Source organism: Pseudomonas triclosanedens (assembly GCF_026686735.1).
Lineage (GTDB): Bacteria > Pseudomonadota > Gammaproteobacteria > Pseudomonadales > Pseudomonadaceae > Pseudomonas > Pseudomonas triclosanedens.
Genome location: NZ_CP113432.1, coordinates 3,952,556 through 3,969,975 on the forward strand (window position 1 = coordinate 3,952,556; position 17,420 = coordinate 3,969,975).

The following is a 17,420-nucleotide window of genomic DNA, read 5'->3' on the forward strand; positions in this document are numbered from 1 at the left end:
GCCCACGCCGGACGGCCCCATGCAGAGGGCCGCGGCGAGGGAACACGAACAACGACAGGAACACCGAAATGAACGCTGCACTGAAGCCCGCCACGCCCGCCCCCGAGCGTGCCAAGTCCTACTACTCCGCCAGCCTCAACGAAGAGACCGGCTACCCCACGCTGCAAGGCGAGGTGAATGTCGACATCGCCATCATCGGCGGCGGCTTCACCGGCGTCGCCACCGCCGTGGAGCTGGCCGAGCGCGGCTACAAGGTCGCCATCGTCGAGACCAATAAGGTCGGCTGGGGCGCCAGCGGGCGCAATGGCGGGCAGGTCACGGGCAGCCTGTCGGGCGATGCGGCGATGAGCAAGCAGATGCGTCAGTGGCTGGGCGATGATGTCGATGACTTCATCTGGCACCTGCGCTGGCGCGGCCACGAAATCATCAAGAGCCGCGTGGAAAAGTACGGCATCCAGTGCGACCTGAAGTTCGGCCACCTGCATGCGGCGATGAAGCAATCGCACCTGGACGAGCTGAAGACTTCCTTCGATGACGCCAAGCGCCGCGGCATGGGTGACGAGATCACGCTGCTGGACGGTGCCGGTGTCCGTGCGCATCTGGAAAGCGACCTCTACTGCGGCGCGATCAAGAACACCCGCAACATGCACCTGCACCCGCTCAACCTGTGCATCGGCGAAGCCAAGGCCGCCGCCAGCCTGGGCGCGCTGATCTTCGAACACTCCGAGGTGCTGGACATCATCCACGGCCCGCGCCCGGCGGTAGTGACCTCAGGCGGGCGCATCAACGCCGCGCAGGTGATGCTCGCCGGCGACGTCTACCACAAGCTCGAACGCAAGAAGCTCAAGGGCATGATCTTCCCGGCGATGGGCGGCATCGTCACCACCAAGCCGCTGGGCGAAATGGCCAAGCGTCTCAACCCGCAGGACCTGGCGGTCTATGACTGCCGCTTCGTGCTCGACTACTACCGCATGACCGGCGACGGCCGCCTGCTGTTCGGCGGCGGCGCCAACTACTCCGGCCGCGATTCGCGCGACATCGCCGGCGAACTGCGCCCGTGCATCGAGCGCACCTTCCCGGCGCTCAAGGGCGTGGACATCGAGTTCCAGTGGAGCTGCGCCATGGGCATCGTGATGAACCGCATCCCGCAGCTGGGCAAGCTGTCGGAGAACGTCTGGTACTGCCAGGGCTATTCCGGCCACGGCGTGGCGACCACCCATATCATGGGCGAGATCATGGCCACCGCCATGACCGGCGACCTGGAGAAGTTCGACACCTTCGCCCAGTGCAAGCATATCCGCGTGCCGATGGGCGACGTGTTCGGCAACCCGATGCTGGCGGCGGGGATGTGGTACTACCAGTTGATGGAGAAGCTGCGCTGACAGCAGGCTTCGAGGTTGACCTGTAGGACCGAGGGGGACGCCTCGTCCTTGCTCGCGAACCGCACTCTGCCTCCGCTACCGGCTTGCGCTGCGCAGGATGGGGCGGGCGGCGCTCCGCGAGCTTGCAATACCCATGCGGGTGCAGGAATCGATGGGTATCGCTGCGCTCCACGCCATCCTACGTTCCTGCTTCGCCTTGGTTTCGATGTGGATGGGAGCGCTGATCGCGGACGAAGTCCGCTCCTACGAGCAGGCGCGGCGCCAAGTGGTTCGCGAGCAAGGACCAGGCGTCCCCCTCGGTCCTACGAAGAGCCCAACGCCCACTCCACCTTTGGCTTTGGCTTTGGCTTTGGCTCCTAAAGTCTTCCTGCGAAACATCCAAGCACTCCAAACGCCCCGTTCAGGAGGCCTCGTTGAAGCGAAAAACCGGATGTCCGGGGCACGCCTTCTTGGTTACTTCTTCGGCGTTTGGAAGAAGTGACTCGCCCGAGGGGGCGAAACAAGAAGTTCAAGCGCACGCCGAAGCGGCACAGGAACACCCACGCCAACACAGTGCATAAGGCGCACAACCCGGAACGGCTTATGCGCCGATAGCTCAACGGCGGATAACGCTGACGCGTTATGCGCCCTACGGTCTTTGCCGTGCGGATCGCGAGCAAGGACGAGGCGTCCCCCTCGGCCCTACAGGGCAGCTACAGCGCTAACGCGAAACGCGCTGAAACGCCCACCCTCTCCGCCCGTACCCGCAGCCACTCGACACCACCGCCCCACTCGGGGATAAAGGCTGCACTTCGCCGTTTGGAGTGAGCCATGCGTTTCCCCTCGATGACCGCCCTTCGCGTGCTCGACGCCGTGGCCCGATTGGGCAGCCTGTCCGGCGCGGCCAGCGAGCTGAGCCTGACCCGCAGCGCCGTCAGCCACCAGTTGCACAGCCTGGAAGACTGCCTGGGCATCCCGCTCACCGAGCGGGTCGGCCGCGGCATCGCGCTGACCTACCACGGCGAATGCTTCGCCCGCGAAACGCAGCGCGCGCTGGCGATCCTCAACGAGGCGCGGCGCTTCGCCAATGCCGAGGAAGTCGCCGGGCGCCTGTGCGTGAGCTGCACGCCGGGCTTCGCCACCTACTGGCTGTGCCATCAGATCGGCAAGTTCCAGCGCGCTCACCCGCAGGTGGAGTTGAACCTGGTTTCGCCGCGAATCCCCGACGATGTCACCAACCGCGACGTTGACCTGTTTATCGCCTATGGCGTTGGCGACTGGCCCGACCTGCACGTGGACCTGATCGCCACCCTCGACACCTTCCCGGTGTGCAGCCCGTCGCTGATCAACTCCGTAGGTGGCCTGGATTCGCCGGAAGACCTCGCCAGCCTGCCCTTCCTGCACATGGTCGACCACTCCGACTGGTTGCTGTGGGTCGCCGCCGCCGGCGTGCGCGATCTCAACGTGCGCAACGGCATCGTTTTTTCCGATGCGCACCTGGTGCAGTCTGCAGCCATCGCCGGCCAAGGGGTGGCGATGGGCGATGCGCTGGTCAGCGGCGATGCGATGGCCAAGGGGCAACTGGTGCGGCTGTTCAACGTCGCCATCGAGCCACCCAACCGCTACTACTTCGTCAGCGACCCGGCCAAGACCGAACGCCCCGATGTACGGGCCTTCAAGGCATGGATGAAGGCGGAACTGCGGATGTCCGAGCAGTTCCGCAAGGGTGGTCGCAACGCGCTGATTGGTGAGTGATTTCGAACAATGAGGGCGAAAAAACGCGATTGAAGCGGAGAGGGATTTAACAATACTGCATTAAAAAAAGACCGCCGTTTTTTACCCTGATGCGGCGGTCGCTTCGAACAAGAACAAGAACATCGAGGTATGTGCAGTGGAGCGACAGCCCCAACTTCGTGCCATCGGCATCGGCAAGAGCTACGGCAGTTTCAATGCGCTGGACGGGGTGTCCATCGACATCCGGCAAGGCGAGTTCCTCACCCTCCTGGGCCCGTCCGGCTCCGGCAAGACCACCTTCCTGATGATCCTCGCCGGCTTCCAGGACCCTTCCCGCGGCCGCCTGGAAGAAGGTGGCGAAGACATCACCAGGCGCCCCGCCGAGAAACGCAACTTCGGCATGGTATTCCAGGGCTACGCCCTGTTCCCGCACATGAGCATCGAGGACAACGTCGCCTTCCCGCTGAAAATTCGCGGCGTGAAGACCGACGAACGCAACCGTCGGGTGCGCCGCATGCTTGAGGTGGTAGGCCTGGGCGAGCACCTGGGCAAGCGTCCCGGCGAGCTTTCCGGCGGCCAGCAACAGCGCGTGGCCATTGCCCGCGCGCTGGTATTCGAGCCCGACCTGCTGCTGCTCGACGAACCTCTCTCGGCGCTGGACAAGAACCTGCGCGAACAGTTGCAGGCCGAGCTGCAGCGCATCCACCGGCAGGTTGGCACCACCTTCGTCTTCGTTACCCACGACCAGAACGAAGCCCTCGCCCTGTCCACCCGCATTGCCATTTTCAACCGCGGCCAACTGGCCCAGGTCGATACCCCGCAAACCATCTACAACCAGCCGAGCAACCGTTTCGTCGCCGAATTTCTCGGCAAGATGAACCTGTTCCCGCTCAGCCAGGTGGGCCGCGCCGGAGAACTGGCCTGCGGACGCTTCGGCGATGCCGAACTGCGCGCAGGCTATTCGCCCGCGGTACAGGCCGATGCGCCGCTGCTGGCGGTACGCCCCGAGCACATGCAACTGCACAGCGCACCGCCGACCACCAGCGGGCACAACGTGGTGCAGGCCGTGCTCACCGCCAAGACCTACCAGGGCGCCAGCACCGAGCTGGGCCTGGCCACCGGAGCCGAAGGTGCGCTGCCGATGAGCCTCGCCGTGCACGCCGACCACCAGGCATCGCGCCTGGAACACGGCTCGCGGGTCTGGCTCAGCTGGCCCATCGAGAAAAGCCTGCTGCTGGCCTGAAACCGCCCGCGCACTGTCACCCTTTTCCGCCATTCCCCCGATCGGGAGCTGCCTCCATGTTCAATCCGCACCAGCAAGACTGCATCGAAGTTCTCATCGAAAAGACCCGTCGCGGACAGATCGACCGCCGTACCTTCCTCAAGGGCATGGGCCTGATGGCCGCCCTGCCGCTGGCTCTGCGCAGCGGCGTAAGCTTCGCCGCCGGGGACAAGCCGCTGGTAGTGGTGAACTGGGGCGGCGATGCGATCAAGGCATTCGGCAAGGCCTGGACAGAGGGCTTCGCCAAGGCCACCGGCATCCCCGTGAAAATCGACGGCAGCGGCCCCACCGAAGGCGCTATCCGTACCCAGCTCAGCAGTGGCCGAGTGAGCTGGGACGTGGTCGATGCGGAAAGCTCGATCCTGCAGAACCTCGGCAAGGAAGGCCTGGTACAGGCCATCGACTACAACATCGTGTCGAAGGACAAGGTGCTGCCGGGCTTCGCTTACGAATACGGCATCGCCGACTACATGCTCAGTTACGTGATCGCCTACGACAGCGAGCGTTTCGGCGACAAGGCGCCCACGACCTGGGCAGACTTCTGGGACGTGCAGACCTTCCCCGGCAAGCGCACGCTGTACAAGTGGATGAACGGCATGCTGGAGGCGGCGCTGCTGGCCGATGGCGTGGCGCCGGACAAGCTCTACCCGCTGGACGTGCCGCGCGCCATGAACAAGATCGAACAGCTCAAGCCCCACGTGCTGGCCTTCTGGGGGTCCGGAGCGGAAACCCAGCAGTTGCTGATCGAAGGCGAAGTCTCGATGGGGGCGATCTGGAACACCCGCGCCCAGGTGATCACCGAGGACAGCGAGAACCGCATCAAGTGGACCTTCGACAATGCCCTGCTCGGCTGCAGCAACTGGGGCGTGCTCAAGGGCAACCCGGCGGGCACCGAGGCGGCCATGAAGTTCATCGCCTATGCCCAGGACCCGCGCTCGCAGGTGGAGCTGTTCAAGATGTTCGGCAACGGCCCGGCCAACCCGGCCGCCGCCGCGCTGATTCCCGAGGACCGCAAGCACCTGAACTGCACCGACCCTGCGAACCTGCCCAAGCAGGTGATGCTCAGCCATGAGTGGTATACCGACCACTACGCGGCGACCCTGGAGCAGTACCTGACCCACATTTCCAAGTAACCCGGAGCGCAGGTCATGGCCGAAAACGCCCCCTCGCGGCTGAAGCTGGGCGCGCTGCTGTTGCCGCTGCCGATCGTCCTTTTCGTGTTCTACGTACTGCCGTTCCTCGGCGTGCTCGGCTGGAGCTTCACCCTGCCGGAGCCGGGGATCGAGCAGTATCAGCGGATCATGACGGACCCGGCGATCCACGACGTGCTCTGGCGAACCTTCCGCCTGTGCACCACGGTCAGCGTGATCTCCCTGGTGATCGCCTACCTGATGGCCTACTGCTGGGTCTACAGCCCGCCGTTCTGGCAGCGCGTGGTGGAAATCTGCGTGTTCATCCCGTTCTGGCTGTCAGTGCTGGTGCGCGCCTTCGGCTGGCTGATCGCCCTGCGCAGCAACGGCCTGCTCAACGACTGGCTGCAGTACCTGGGCATCACCAGCGAGCCGTTGCAGCTCACCCGCAACGAGATGGGCGTGGTGATCGGCATGGTCCACTTCATGGTGCCGTTCGCGCTGTTCCCGCTGGTGTCCACCATGCGCCGCCTCGACCCGCGCGTGCTGCTCGCCGCCCGCGGCCTGGGCGCCGGGCAACTGCGCACGTTCTGGAGCATCTTCGTGCCGCAGACCATCCCGGGCATCCTCGGCGCCTTCATCATCGTCTTCGTGTTCTGCCTGGGCTTCTTCATCACCCCGGCGATCCTTGGTGGCGGGCAAACGGTGATGGTCGCCGAGTACGTCTACCTGCAGATGTTCCAGACCAGCAACTGGGGCCTGGGCGCGGCGCTATCGGTGGTACTGCTGGCGCTGGTCAGCGGGATGATCTGGGCGCTGCTGCGCATGACCCGCGTAGACAAGCTGGTGGGATAGGGAGCCGCAGAGATGAACGCACACGAAACCAAAGCCCCCAGCCGCCTGCTGGCGACCATGGCGATGATCTTCATGGTCTTCCCGCTGCTGGCGGTAATCCCGGTGTCCTTCACCGGCAAGCGCTTCCTGTCGATGCCCAACGGCAACTGGTCGTTGCGCCATTACCAGGCACTGCTGGACAGCCCGGAATGGCTCTCGGCGATTGGCCAGAGCCTGATCGTCGCGACGGCCACCTGCATCATCGCCACCGCGCTGGCAGTGAGTTTCAGCCTCGGCATCTGGTACCTGCGCTCGCGCCTGGCGACCCTGCTGATCGGCCTGGTGCTGCTGCCGATGGCAATCCCGCCGATGATCTCGGCGATGGTCCTGTACTTCATGGAAACCAAGGTCAGCCAGTTCGCCCCCGGCCTGGGCTACGACACCCTGTTCGGCCTGACCGTCGCGCACATCGTGATGGTGGTTCCCTACGGTGTGGTGACCATGCTGGTTGCCCTCAGCCAACTGGATCGGCGCATCGAGCTGGCCGCGCGCAATCTCGGCGCCAGCCTGGGCCAGACGACCTTCCTGGTGGTGTTGCCAAACCTCAAGCTCGGCGTGGCGAGCACAGCGCTGCTGTGCTTTGCGCTCTCGTGGGAGGAGATCGCGGTGACGCTGTTCGTCACCAGCACCGAGGTGAACACCCTGCCCCGGCAGATCTGGTCGGGCCTGCGTGACAACATCGACCCGGCGGTGGCGGCGATCTCGGTGGTGCTCATCGCGCTTACCTTCGTCGCGCTGATTGGGCGGATGATCGCCCAGAAGCTCGCGGCGCGGCCGGTCGGCAGCTGAAGGCAAAGCGTATGACGATCGAAGTCATACGCCGCCCAGCCGCGCAAAAATCACACAGGGAAGCTCTACGTAGGATGGCGTGGAGCGCAGCGATACCCATCGATTTCCTGCGCACACAGCATGGGTATCGCTGCGCTCCACCCATCCTACAAAGTGTTCATCCTGCGAATCGGGCACGAAGAGCCCCGGCGGATCACTCCGCCTTCTTGCGAATCCAGTACAGGTAGGTCCCCGCCTCTTCCTGCTGCTCGACCAGCTCATGGCCGAGGAAGATGCAGAACTTGGGAATGTCCCGACGGGTGGAGGGATCGGTGGCGATCACCTTCAGCAAGCCGCCGGCCGGAAGGTCGCGTACCTTGTTGTGCAGCATCATGACCGGCTCGGGACAGTTCAGGCCGGTGGCGTCGAGAATCGCGTCGACAGGCTGGGACATCGCGGAACTCCAGAAAAACTAATCGACGCATTGTCGCGCAAAGCGCACCGCTCGGTCACCCCGCGTCCGTCCGGGTCACCCAACCTTGGTTGGGGGAACCACGCACCGGCACCGGGCATGCTGGCGCACCGCTAGTCCACCCGGAGTTTCGATGCGCGCCCTGCTCTGTCTCTGCCTCCTGCTGCTTGCCGGTTGCGCAGCCCGCGACCAGTTGCCCGACTACAGCGGAACCTCCGGCCAGGACCTCCCGGCCACCTGGTTCGAAGCGGTGATCATCGCCCGCGACGGCACCAGGCTTTCCGCCACGGTGTTCCAGCCTGCGCTCAAGGCGGGCCAGACCGCGCCGCTGGTGGTGCACACCCACGGCTGGGGCGGTTGGCGCGTCACCGGGCCGGATGGCTACTACGGCAAGAACATGATGTCCGGGCGGGCCGCGCTCAAGGCCTGGAAGGCCGGTTACTGGGTGGTCAGCTACGACCAGCGCGGCTGGGGCGGCAGCGACGGACGCATCGAGATGATGAATCCGCAGTTCGAAGTGCAGGACGCCAGCGCGGTGATCGACTGGGCCGCCGCGCACCTGCCGCGCCTGACGATGGACGGGCCGAACGACCCGCGCCTGGGCATGCTCGGCGAAAGCTACGGCGGCGCCGTGCAGTTGCTGGCCTCGGCGCAGGACCCGCGCATCGATGCCATCGTGCCCATCGCCACCTGGTACGACCTGGCCGATGCGCTGGCGCCGGACGGGCAGTTGAAGATCGGCTGGGGCGGCGTGCTGGTCAGCCTGGGCCTTGCCACCGGTTATGACCTGGGCAAGTTCATCCAGGCCGATTACCTGCACACCGCCAGTGGACGCATGGCCGCGCCGGTACAGGCCGAACTGAGCGACCACAGCCTGTCGCGCTACTGCGAGCAGGGCCGCCTGCCCCACGCCGACGCCCTGCTGATCCAGGGTTTGCGCGATACGCTGTTCCCGCTGGACCAGGGACTGCAGATCCGTCAGTGCCTGCGCCGGGGCAACGCCGATGTGCGCCTGCTCGGCATGCAGGGCGGGCATATCCTGCCGCCACCGCTGCAGGCCTGGAGCGGTCTGCCGCCGTTCAACAACGAACCGGTGATCCACTGCGGCCCGCGGGCGATCAATCTCTACCAGGGCATCATCGCCTGGTACGACGAGAAACTGCGTGGCCACGCCGGGGCTGCCGACAGCGTGCCAGACCTGTGTATCAGCCTGGACCTGGACCAGGGCGTGGCGCTCGGCGACCTGCCGCCACCCGGCCCGACGGTGACACTCCCCGTCACGACCATCCGGCCGGCCAGCAGCGGCCTGCTCCAGCCTGCCCGGTTCATCCCCTTGCAGCGCATAAACGAAAGCACCGCCCTGCTCGGCAGCGCGGAGGTCCACCTCGGCCAGCCGCTGGCGGAGCGGCCCGATGCACAGTTGTTCGCCGCCCTGGCGATTCGTAGCGCCGACGGGCGCACTCGGCGCCTGGACGAACAGGTTAAACCGCTGGCGAACCACGGCAGCACACGCCTGAACGCTGTCAGCGCCAGCCTCGCGCCGGGAGACGAGATCGGCCTGCTGGTGAGCGGGTTCAGCGGCCAGTACCTGTTCAACAGCTCCTGGCGACTGTCGCCGGTGGCGTTGCAGGGCGAGGTCAGGCTACCCAGCCTGGTGCCATTGCAGCCTCGCGTCGCCGCACACCGCTAGCCATGCGGCAGCCGGATCAGCGCAACGGTCCGTCCGGTGCCTCGTCCAGTTGCGCCAGCAGCATCGGCTGACCCTCGCCGTCGGCCGGCAGCAAGGCCCACTGTTCCTTCTTGCCCAGGCGGCGATAACTCTGGCGCACCTGGCTGCCCAGCGGCAACGGCGCCTTGAAGTGCGCATCCAGGCGTACGTGCTCGGCTAGCCGGCGGCCAGTGAGGCTGCGCGCCAGCCCCCACATGCCGTGGGCGAAAGGCTTGCCAAAGCCGTAGCGCGACGCCATCAGGCGCGACAGGTGCAGCGGGTTGAAGTCGCCGCTCAGGCCCGCGTAGCGCCAGCCGACGATCTTCGGCACGCGCCATTGCACGCCAGCATGCGCCGGTGCTTCGAGGGTGCGCCACTGGGCGCGCTCGGGCAGTGGGTCGGGTTCCGCCTGCGGGTCGAGGAAGTCGCCGCGGCGCAGGTACGTGGTGATCGACTGCCAATAGAGGATGTCGTGGTGCCACACCTCGGTCATCACGTCCACCTCCAGCCCCAGTTCGCTGCGACGGCTGGTGAGGATGCGGCAGTCGAGCAGCAATGGCTCGTTTTCCTGCAGGAAGCGATAGCGCTGGATGTGGCTGCGCAGGTGGATGAGGCCGACCACGGAGAGCGGCATGCGCGAGCGGCTGAGCAGGCGCAGATGCAACGGCAGACTGATCACCTGGGGATAGAGCAACGGCACGCCAAGCGCAGGATCGAGGCCGAAGTGCTCACGATAGGCACGCAGGTGGCGCAGATCGAAACGCAATGTCCGGCTGTCCATCGCCAGGTAAGGCACCCGCTCGTCGCGGCCGAGACCTCGGCGCGGCAGCAGCATGCGGCTGTAACTGCCCAGCAGGGAGGGCAACTTTCGCTTCACGACCATCTCCGCAAAGAATCGCGCCGCACAGCATGGTCAATGCCGCGCGGCGCGGCAAGCCACCAAAGGTCGGGTGGCGCTGCCAAGCAGGCGCGGGTCGTCAACGCTCGCCCTTCTCCAGGCGGCGCAGATGGCAGGTCACCTCTTCGCGGTCGTGGTACAACTGCTTGCAGCCGATCTGCACCTTCAGGCCCCGCTGGCGGAAGGACTCGTGCAGGCGGTCAAGGATGCGCCGCACCTCGGCATAACGCTGCTTCATCGGCAGTTTGAGGTTGACGATGGCCTCGCGGCACAACCCTTCGCCAATCCAGGTTTCCATCAGCGCGCCCGTGCGGGCAGGCTTTTCGACGATGTCGCACACCATCCAGTCGACCCGCTGGCGAGGCCGGAAGGCGTAGCCGTCGACGCGCTGGTGATCGACCAGCCCGGAGTAGATCAGGTCTTCCGCCATCGGCCCGTTGTCCACCGCGGTAACGCGCATTTCGCGATTGACCAGTTGCCAGGTCCAGCCGCCGGGCGACGCGCCCAGGTCGACCGCCAGCATGCCCGGTGCCAGGCGCCGATCCCAGTCGGCGCGGGGAATGAAGTGGTGCCAGGCCTCTTCCAGCTTCAGCGTCGAGCGGCTGGGCGCCTCGCGGGGGAACTTCAGGCGCGGGATGCCCATCGGCCACATGGCGCAGTTGCGCGACTCGGCCAGGCCGATGAACGCCTCGCGGCCAGAACGGAAGGTCAGCAGCAGGCGTGGCAGGCCGGGGTCTTCCACCAGCCTGCCGGCCTTGAGCAGCGCGGTACGCAGCGGCTTCTCGAACTTGCGGCAGAAGGTTGAAAGCTCCTTGCCGTCATTGGTATCGAACACTTCCAGCCAGAGACTGCCACACACCGGGAAGCCTGCGAGCACGGCGAGGAGCGCGCCGATGCGGTCCTGCTCCGGTAGCGCGGCGAAACCCGCGCCCCTGGCCCACTGGCGGGCAAAGATCAGCTCGCCGAAGCGCAACTGACGCATCAGGCGCTCGGCGCCAGCGGCGTCCTGGCAGACGAACTCTGCGTAGGCGGTCGATGGCCTGGCCCGTGCATAGCCCGGAACATCCAGGCGCGCGGCATGTTCGGAAAGCTCGGCGCAAACCTCACCTTCGAAGCCCGGGCGACAGTGCAGTAACAGGGTATTCATCGGGATGCCTCCTCGGCCACGCACTATAGAACCCGCCCACTGAGCTTTGCATGCGGTTTCGCGGGAGCTCTCCATCCACGGACACAAAATGCCAGGAACCCGGCGCGGGCACGGACGGTCCAGAACAGATGGCAATCCACGGGAGAGCGGTCTAGCTTGTGTGTTCCGGTTCACCGCCCGCCGACCGGCGCCCGGTGATTGCCCTGCGTGGCGGAGATCGATGCCCATCGCGTTTCTTCTGCGATGGATCAGGCCCCTGGGTCCGACCTTCGCCGAGTATCGGCGACGCATTGCCGATCACAGCAGAATCCAAGCCTGAGGAGAATGTCATGCCCGCAGTGGATAGCCTGAACAGCCTGCGTACCCTTGAGGTCGCCGGCAAGACCTATCACTACTACAGCCTGCCCGAAGCGGCGAAGAGCCTGGGAGACCTGGGCAAACTGCCGATGTCCCTGAAAGTCCTGCTGGAAAACCTGTTGCGCTGGGAAGACGGCAGCACCGTCACCGGCGACGATCTCAAAGCGCTGGCCGGCTGGCTGAAGACCCGCAGCTCCGAGCGCGAGATCCAGTACCGTCCCGCCCGCGTGCTGATGCAGGACTTCACCGGCGTACCGGCCGTCGTCGACCTGGCCGCCATGCGCGACGCAATGGCCAAGGCCGGCGGCGACCCGCAGAAGATCAATCCGCTCTCCCCCGTCGACCTGGTCATCGACCACTCGGTGATGGTCGACAAGTTCGCCAGCCAGTCAGCCTTCGCGCAGAACGTCGAGATCGAGATGGAGCGCAACGGCGAGCGCTACGCCTTCCTGCGCTGGGGCCAGAACGCCTTCGACAACTTCCGCGTGGTGCCACCGGGCACCGGCATCTGCCACCAGGTGAACCTGGAATACCTGGGACGTACCGTGTGGACCAAGGACGAGGACGGCCGCACCTACGCCTTCCCCGACACGCTGGTCGGCACCGATTCCCACACCACCATGATCAACGGCCTCGGCGTGCTCGGCTGGGGCGTCGGCGGCATCGAGGCCGAAGCGGCCATGCTCGGCCAGCCGGTATCGATGCTGATTCCCGAGGTGATCGGCTTCAAGCTCACCGGCAAGCTGAAGGAAGGCATCACTGCCACCGACCTGGTGCTTACCGTCACCCAGATGCTGCGCAAGAAAGGCGTGGTCGGGAAGTTCGTCGAGTTCTACGGTGACGGCCTGGCCGACCTGCCCCTGGCCGATCGTGCCACCATCGCCAACATGGCCCCGGAATACGGCGCCACGTGCGGCTTCTTCCCGGTGGACGAGATCACCCTGGGCTACCTGCGCCTGTCCGGCCGCCCGGATGAGACAGTCAAGCTGGTGGAGGCGTACAGCAAGGCACAGGGCCTGTGGCGCGAGAAGGGCCACGAGCCGGTATTCACCGACACGCTGCAACTGGACATGGGCGAGGTCGAAGCCAGCCTCGCCGGCCCGAAGCGCCCGCAGGACCGCGTTGCCCTGCCCCAGGTGAGCAAGGCCTTCGATGATTTCCTCGGCCTGCAGATCAAGCCCGCCTCCACCGAGGAAGGCCGCCTGCTCAGCGAGGGCGGCGGTGGTGCGGCAGTGGGTGCCTCGGTAGCGAGCGGCGAGGCGGATTACCAGCACGACGGCCACACCTACCGGCTGAAGAACGGCGCGGTGGTGATCGCCGCCATTACCTCCTGCACCAATACCTCCAACCCCAGCGTGATGATGGCCGCCGGCCTGCTGGCGAAAAAGGCGCTGGAAAAGGGCCTGCAGCGCAAGCCGTGGGTCAAGAGTTCGCTGGCGCCGGGTTCGAAGGTGGTCACCGATTACTTCCGAGCCGCCGGCCTGACGCGCTACCTGGACGAACTGGGCTTCGATCTGGTCGGCTATGGCTGCACCACCTGCATCGGCAACTCCGGGCCGCTGCTGGAGCCGATCGAGAAGGCCATCCAGCAGGCTGACCTGACCGTCGCCTCGGTGCTATCGGGCAACCGCAACTTCGAGGGCCGCGTACACCCGCTGGTGAAGACCAACTGGCTGGCCTCGCCGCCGCTGGTGGTGGCCTATGCCCTCGCCGGAACGGTGCGCACCGACCTGTCGAAAGACCCGCTGGGCACCGGCAAGGATGGCCAGCCGGTCTACCTGCGCGATATCTGGCCCAGCCAGCAGGAAATTGCCGAGGCAATCCAGAAGGTCGACACCGAGATGTTCCACAAGGAGTACGCCGAAGTCTTCCAGGGTGACGAGAAATGGCGCGCCATCCAGGTGCCGGACGCCAAGACCTACACCTGGCAGGACGACTCCACCTACATCCAGCATCCGCCGTTCTTCGAGCACATCGCCGAGGCGCCGCCGAAGATCGAGGACATCCACGAGGCGCGCATCCTGGCGCTGCTCGGCGACTCGGTGACCACCGACCACATATCCCCCGCCGGCAACATCAAGAAGGACAGCCCCGCCGGCCGCTACCTCAGCGAACACGGTGTGGCCTATGCGGACTTCAACTCCTACGGTTCGCGGCGCGGCAACCATGAGGTGATGATGCGCGGCACCTTCGCCAACATCCGCATCAGGAATGAGATGCTCGGCGGTGAGGAAGGTGGCAACACCCTCTACGTACCGACAGGCGACAAGCTAGCGATCTACGACGCCGCGATGCGCTACCGGCAGGATGGCACGCCACTGGTGATCGTCGCCGGGAAGGAGTACGGCACCGGCTCGTCCCGCGACTGGGCGGCCAAGGGCACCAACCTGCTGGGCGTCAAAGCGGTGATCGCCGAAAGCTTCGAGCGCATCCACCGTTCCAACCTGGTGGGCATGGGCGTATTGCCGCTGCAGTTCAAGGATGGCCAGGACCGCAAGACGCTGAAACTCAGCGGCAATGAAGTGCTGAGCATCAGCGGCCTTTCCGGCGAATTGAAACCGCACATGAACCTCAAGATCGGGGTGACGCGCGAAGACGGTCGCCAGGAGAGTTTCGAGGTGCTCTGCCGCATAGATACCCAGAACGAAGTCGAGTACTTCAAGGCTGGCGGCATCCTGCATTACGTGCTGCGCAGCCTGATCTGAAACATCTCGGGAAACGGCGCGGCGCCCCGCCAGGGGGCGCCGCGCGACAGTTTCTCTCCGCTCCGTGACTGATGGCACGCAGCCATCGTCACCCCTCCTGAAGCCCCCTGACATTTTTCTGTAATGGCCATCAACTTTCGGAGCCGGCGGCCGATAACCTGACCAATTGATTCGCTTCTGCTGTGGAACCCTTTGTACATGCGCAATAACCAGCCAATCACCCAGCGTGAACGCACCTTCCCCGCCGAACAGCGCCTGATCTCCACTACCGATGCCCGTGGCGTGATCAACTACGCCAACGACGCCTTCACGGCCATCAGCGGTTTCTCCCGCGAAGAACTGGTTGGCGCGCCGCACAACCTCGTTCGTCACCCGGACGTTCCGCCGGCGGTGTTCGCGCACATGTGGGGCACCCTGAAGAAGGGGCGCCCGTGGATGGGGATCGTCAAGAACCGCTGCAAGGATGGTGATCACTACTGGGTCAGCGCCTACGTCACGCCGGTCTATGAACGCAACGAGATCGTCGGCTACGAGTCAGTACGGGTAAAACCCACCGCCGAACAGGTTCGCCGCGCCGAGGCGCTGTACGCGCGGATCAATGCCGGCAAGGCGGCCATCCCAACTCGCGACCGCTGGCTACCGGTGCTGCTGGATTGGCTGCCGTTCATCCTGATCGGCCAGATCGCCTTCCTGATCGGCGCCTGGCTGAACTCGCACTGGGGCTTCCTGCTCGCCGCCGTGCTGTCGATTCCGCTGGGGCTCGCCGGGCTGGGCTGGCAACAGCGCGGCCTGAAACGTCTGCTGCGCCTGGCCGAGCAGACTACCTCCGACCCGCTGATCGCGCAGATGTACACCGACAGTCGCGGCGCACAGGCGCGGCTGGAGATGTCCATCCTCAGCCAGGAAGCACGCCTGAAGACCTGCCTCACCCGCCTTCAGGACAGCGCCGAATCGCTCACCGAGCAGGCTCGCCAGGCCGATACCCTGGCGCATCACAGCTCCGCCGGGCTCGACCGCCAGCGCCAGGAAACCGAACAGGTGGCAACCGCGGTCAATCAGATGGCGGCCACCACCCAGGAAGTGGCCGACAATGTACAGCGCACCGCCGATGCCACCCGCCAGGCCAATGACCTGACCAGCCAGGGCCGTCTGATCGCTGCGGAAACCCGCGAGGCCATGCAGCGCCTGTCCGACTCGGTGGGTGAAACCGGTGAAGCGGTCAGCCAGCTTGCCCGCGACAGCGACGAGATCGGCGGCGTGGTGGATGTGATCAAGAGTATCGCCGACCAGACCAACCTGCTGGCCCTCAACGCCGCCATCGAAGCAGCGCGGGCAGGCGAAATGGGGCGCGGCTTCGCCGTGGTGGCCGACGAGGTGCGCTCGCTGGCGCAGCGCACCGCCGAGTCCACCGGGCAGATCCACCAGTTGATCGCCAACCTGCAGAACACCGCCACCGAAGCCGTACGCGCGATGGAAGCGGGCCGGCGCCAGGCCGACGAGGGCGTGGAGCGCGTGCTGCGCGCCGACGACGCGCTGGTTGGCATCAGCGACGCTGTGGCCAACATCACCGAGATGACCACCCAGATCGCCGCCGCTGCCGAAGAACAGAGCGCAGTGGCCGAGGAAATCAACCGCAACATCAGCACCATCGCCGACCTTGCCGATCAGACTTCCGGCGAGGCCCAGCGCACCGCACTGCTCAGCGAGGAACTGACCCAGACCGCACAGCACCAGTACTCGCTGGTGGAGCGTTTCAATCGCTGAGGCCAGACTGTTGCGATGAAAAGAGCCCGTCCCATGACGGGCTTTTTCTTATGCTCGCCCCGAAGCTCACCTGCCCAGCGCGACTCCAGACCCGCGCCATGCACCGTGGCCCAATAGGGCAGTTTCTGTGAATACGATGCACAAGACGTCCGGAATACCCACACAATGGCTCGCTCAACCTGGAAGAGTCCCGAACATGTCCAGTTCACTGAGCACCATCGTGGCACGTGCAGATAGAGCCGATACATCTATGGGAAGAGTTCTGGCGCTCCTGACTTGTGCTTGGCTGGTCTGACAACCATGTCTCGGGCCATTAACAGCTTCTGAGATTCGCGTCTGGAGTGAACGGCTATTCAGCCACGATCTGCTGGATGAGCTGAAACCTGCCAGCACGACGATACCGCCAGCCAAAGACCAAGACTCAATGGTGGACGCTGGTGCGCAAAGGCCGTGAACGGGAGAGACCGGAGGCATCACAAGGCGCCTCCGTCCTTACCGGCGCAGGAACGCCGCGACCTGATCCGCCGTCGTGTCCAGATGCTGCGTATGCGTATAGCCGGATGCCTTCAGTGGTTTCAGATCGTGATCGGCAGCGGCCAGCCAGTGCAACCGGATGGATGACGACAGGTTGTACTGCATGACGGTGGGTCGATCTCCCAACGCATCACGCTCGCCCTGGACGATCAGGGTCGGCGTCTTCAATTCGGCAAGATGATCCACTCGTGGCTTCTCCGGCTTGCCCGCGGCATAGAACGGATAACCAAGGCAGACCAACGCATCGGCCCCAAGCTCGTCCGCCAACAGGCTGGCCATGCGTCCACCCATGGATTTGCCGCCGATGGCTAGCGGCCCTGCCACCTCGGCACGTACCGACGCGTAGACCGAGCGCCAGCACTCCAGCAACTGTCGCTGCGGATTCGGCGGACGTCGCCGACCATCCTCGCGACGTTGGGCCATGTAGGGGAATTCGAAGCGCACTACCGCGACGCCCCGAGCAGCGAGACGCGAGGCGATTTCGTTCATGAAAGGACTGTCCATCGGCGCTCCGGCGCCGTGGGCCAGAACCAGCGTGGCTGACAGATCGCCGCCCGGTTGGTTCCGCAGCAGCGACAAAGCACCGCAGGCAATCGCGACGGAGGTCTCCGACCGCTGTTGATCCGAATCAATATTCCGGAAGGGGCCTTTATCCATCCTTCACTC

The 17,420-nt window shown here is 65.2% G+C and carries 13 protein-coding genes; 9 read left to right on the top strand and 4 right to left on the bottom strand.

From position 1 onward, the window contains the following. The first annotated feature begins 68 nt into the window (after positions 1-68). The 6 genes from OU419_RS18290 (at position 69) to OU419_RS18315 (ending at position 7,190) form a co-directional block, all read left to right on the top strand. Complete coding sequence (locus OU419_RS18290) at positions 69-1,382, top strand: NAD(P)/FAD-dependent oxidoreductase (RefSeq protein WP_254476761.1); 1,314 nt, start codon at positions 69-71, stop codon at positions 1,380-1,382. Between the two features lie 810 nt (positions 1,383-2,192). Then, positions 2,193-3,116 carry a LysR substrate-binding domain-containing protein gene (locus tag OU419_RS18295; RefSeq protein WP_254476760.1) on the top strand — a complete coding sequence of 308 codons (924 nt, stop codon included), beginning with the start codon at positions 2,193-2,195 and terminating at the stop codon, positions 3,114-3,116. Between the two features lie 136 nt (positions 3,117-3,252). Then, positions 3,253-4,338: an ABC transporter ATP-binding protein gene (locus tag OU419_RS18300; protein ID WP_254476759.1), complete on the top strand. Its 1,086-nt coding sequence runs from the start codon at positions 3,253-3,255 to the stop codon at positions 4,336-4,338. 56 nt (positions 4,339-4,394) lie between these two features. Next, a complete protein-coding gene (locus OU419_RS18305; protein WP_254476758.1) occupies positions 4,395-5,510 on the top strand; it encodes an ABC transporter substrate-binding protein in 1,116 nt (371 codons plus the stop codon). Positions 5,511-5,525: 15 nt separating this feature from the next. Continuing rightward, complete coding sequence (locus OU419_RS18310; protein WP_254476757.1) at positions 5,526-6,362, top strand: ABC transporter permease; 837 nt, start codon at positions 5,526-5,528, stop codon at positions 6,360-6,362. 12 nt (positions 6,363-6,374) lie between these two features. Then, a complete protein-coding gene (locus tag OU419_RS18315; protein WP_254476756.1) occupies positions 6,375-7,190 on the top strand; it encodes an ABC transporter permease in 816 nt (271 codons plus the stop codon). A 193-nt stretch (positions 7,191-7,383) separates the two neighbouring features. Here the strand turns inward: OU419_RS18315 and tusA are convergent, their stop codons facing one another. Further along, positions 7,384-7,623 carry a sulfurtransferase TusA gene (gene tusA / locus OU419_RS18320; protein ID WP_254476755.1) on the bottom strand — a complete coding sequence of 80 codons (240 nt, stop codon included), beginning with the start codon at positions 7,621-7,623 and terminating at the stop codon, positions 7,384-7,386. A gap of 151 nt (positions 7,624-7,774) precedes the next feature. Between tusA and OU419_RS18325 the strand changes: the two genes are divergently transcribed. Next, complete coding sequence (locus OU419_RS18325; RefSeq protein ID WP_254476754.1) at positions 7,775-9,331, top strand: alpha/beta hydrolase; 1,557 nt, start codon at positions 7,775-7,777, stop codon at positions 9,329-9,331. A gap of 16 nt (positions 9,332-9,347) precedes the next feature. Here OU419_RS18325 and OU419_RS18330 read toward each other — a convergent pair whose 3' ends face one another. Both OU419_RS18330 and rlmM read right to left on the bottom strand, forming a co-directional pair. Beyond that, positions 9,348-10,226 (bottom strand): MaoC family dehydratase, encoded by an 879-nt coding sequence (locus tag OU419_RS18330; protein WP_254500557.1) that lies wholly within the window; start codon positions 10,224-10,226, stop codon positions 9,348-9,350. Positions 10,227-10,326: 100 nt separating this feature from the next. Continuing rightward, a complete protein-coding gene (gene rlmM / locus OU419_RS18335) occupies positions 10,327-11,394 on the bottom strand; it encodes a 23S rRNA (cytidine(2498)-2'-O)-methyltransferase RlmM (RefSeq protein ID WP_254476752.1) in 1,068 nt (355 codons plus the stop codon). A gap of 329 nt (positions 11,395-11,723) precedes the next feature. Here rlmM and acnA point away from each other — a divergent pair, with 329 nt between their 5' ends. Both acnA and OU419_RS18345 read left to right on the top strand, forming a co-directional pair. Further along, positions 11,724-14,456: an aconitate hydratase AcnA gene (gene acnA, locus OU419_RS18340; protein ID WP_254476751.1), complete on the top strand. Its 2,733-nt coding sequence runs from the start codon at positions 11,724-11,726 to the stop codon at positions 14,454-14,456. A gap of 198 nt (positions 14,457-14,654) precedes the next feature. Further along, positions 14,655-16,220 carry a methyl-accepting chemotaxis protein gene (locus OU419_RS18345; protein ID WP_254476750.1) on the top strand — a complete coding sequence of 522 codons (1,566 nt, stop codon included), beginning with the start codon at positions 14,655-14,657 and terminating at the stop codon, positions 16,218-16,220. A gap of 492 nt (positions 16,221-16,712) precedes the next feature. On the opposite strand, the gene OU419_RS18350 is transcribed toward OU419_RS18345, so the two are convergent. Beyond that, positions 16,713-17,411: an alpha/beta fold hydrolase gene (locus OU419_RS18350; protein ID WP_326494057.1), complete on the bottom strand. Its 699-nt coding sequence runs from the start codon at positions 17,409-17,411 to the stop codon at positions 16,713-16,715. Positions 17,412-17,420: the final 9 nt, after the last annotated feature.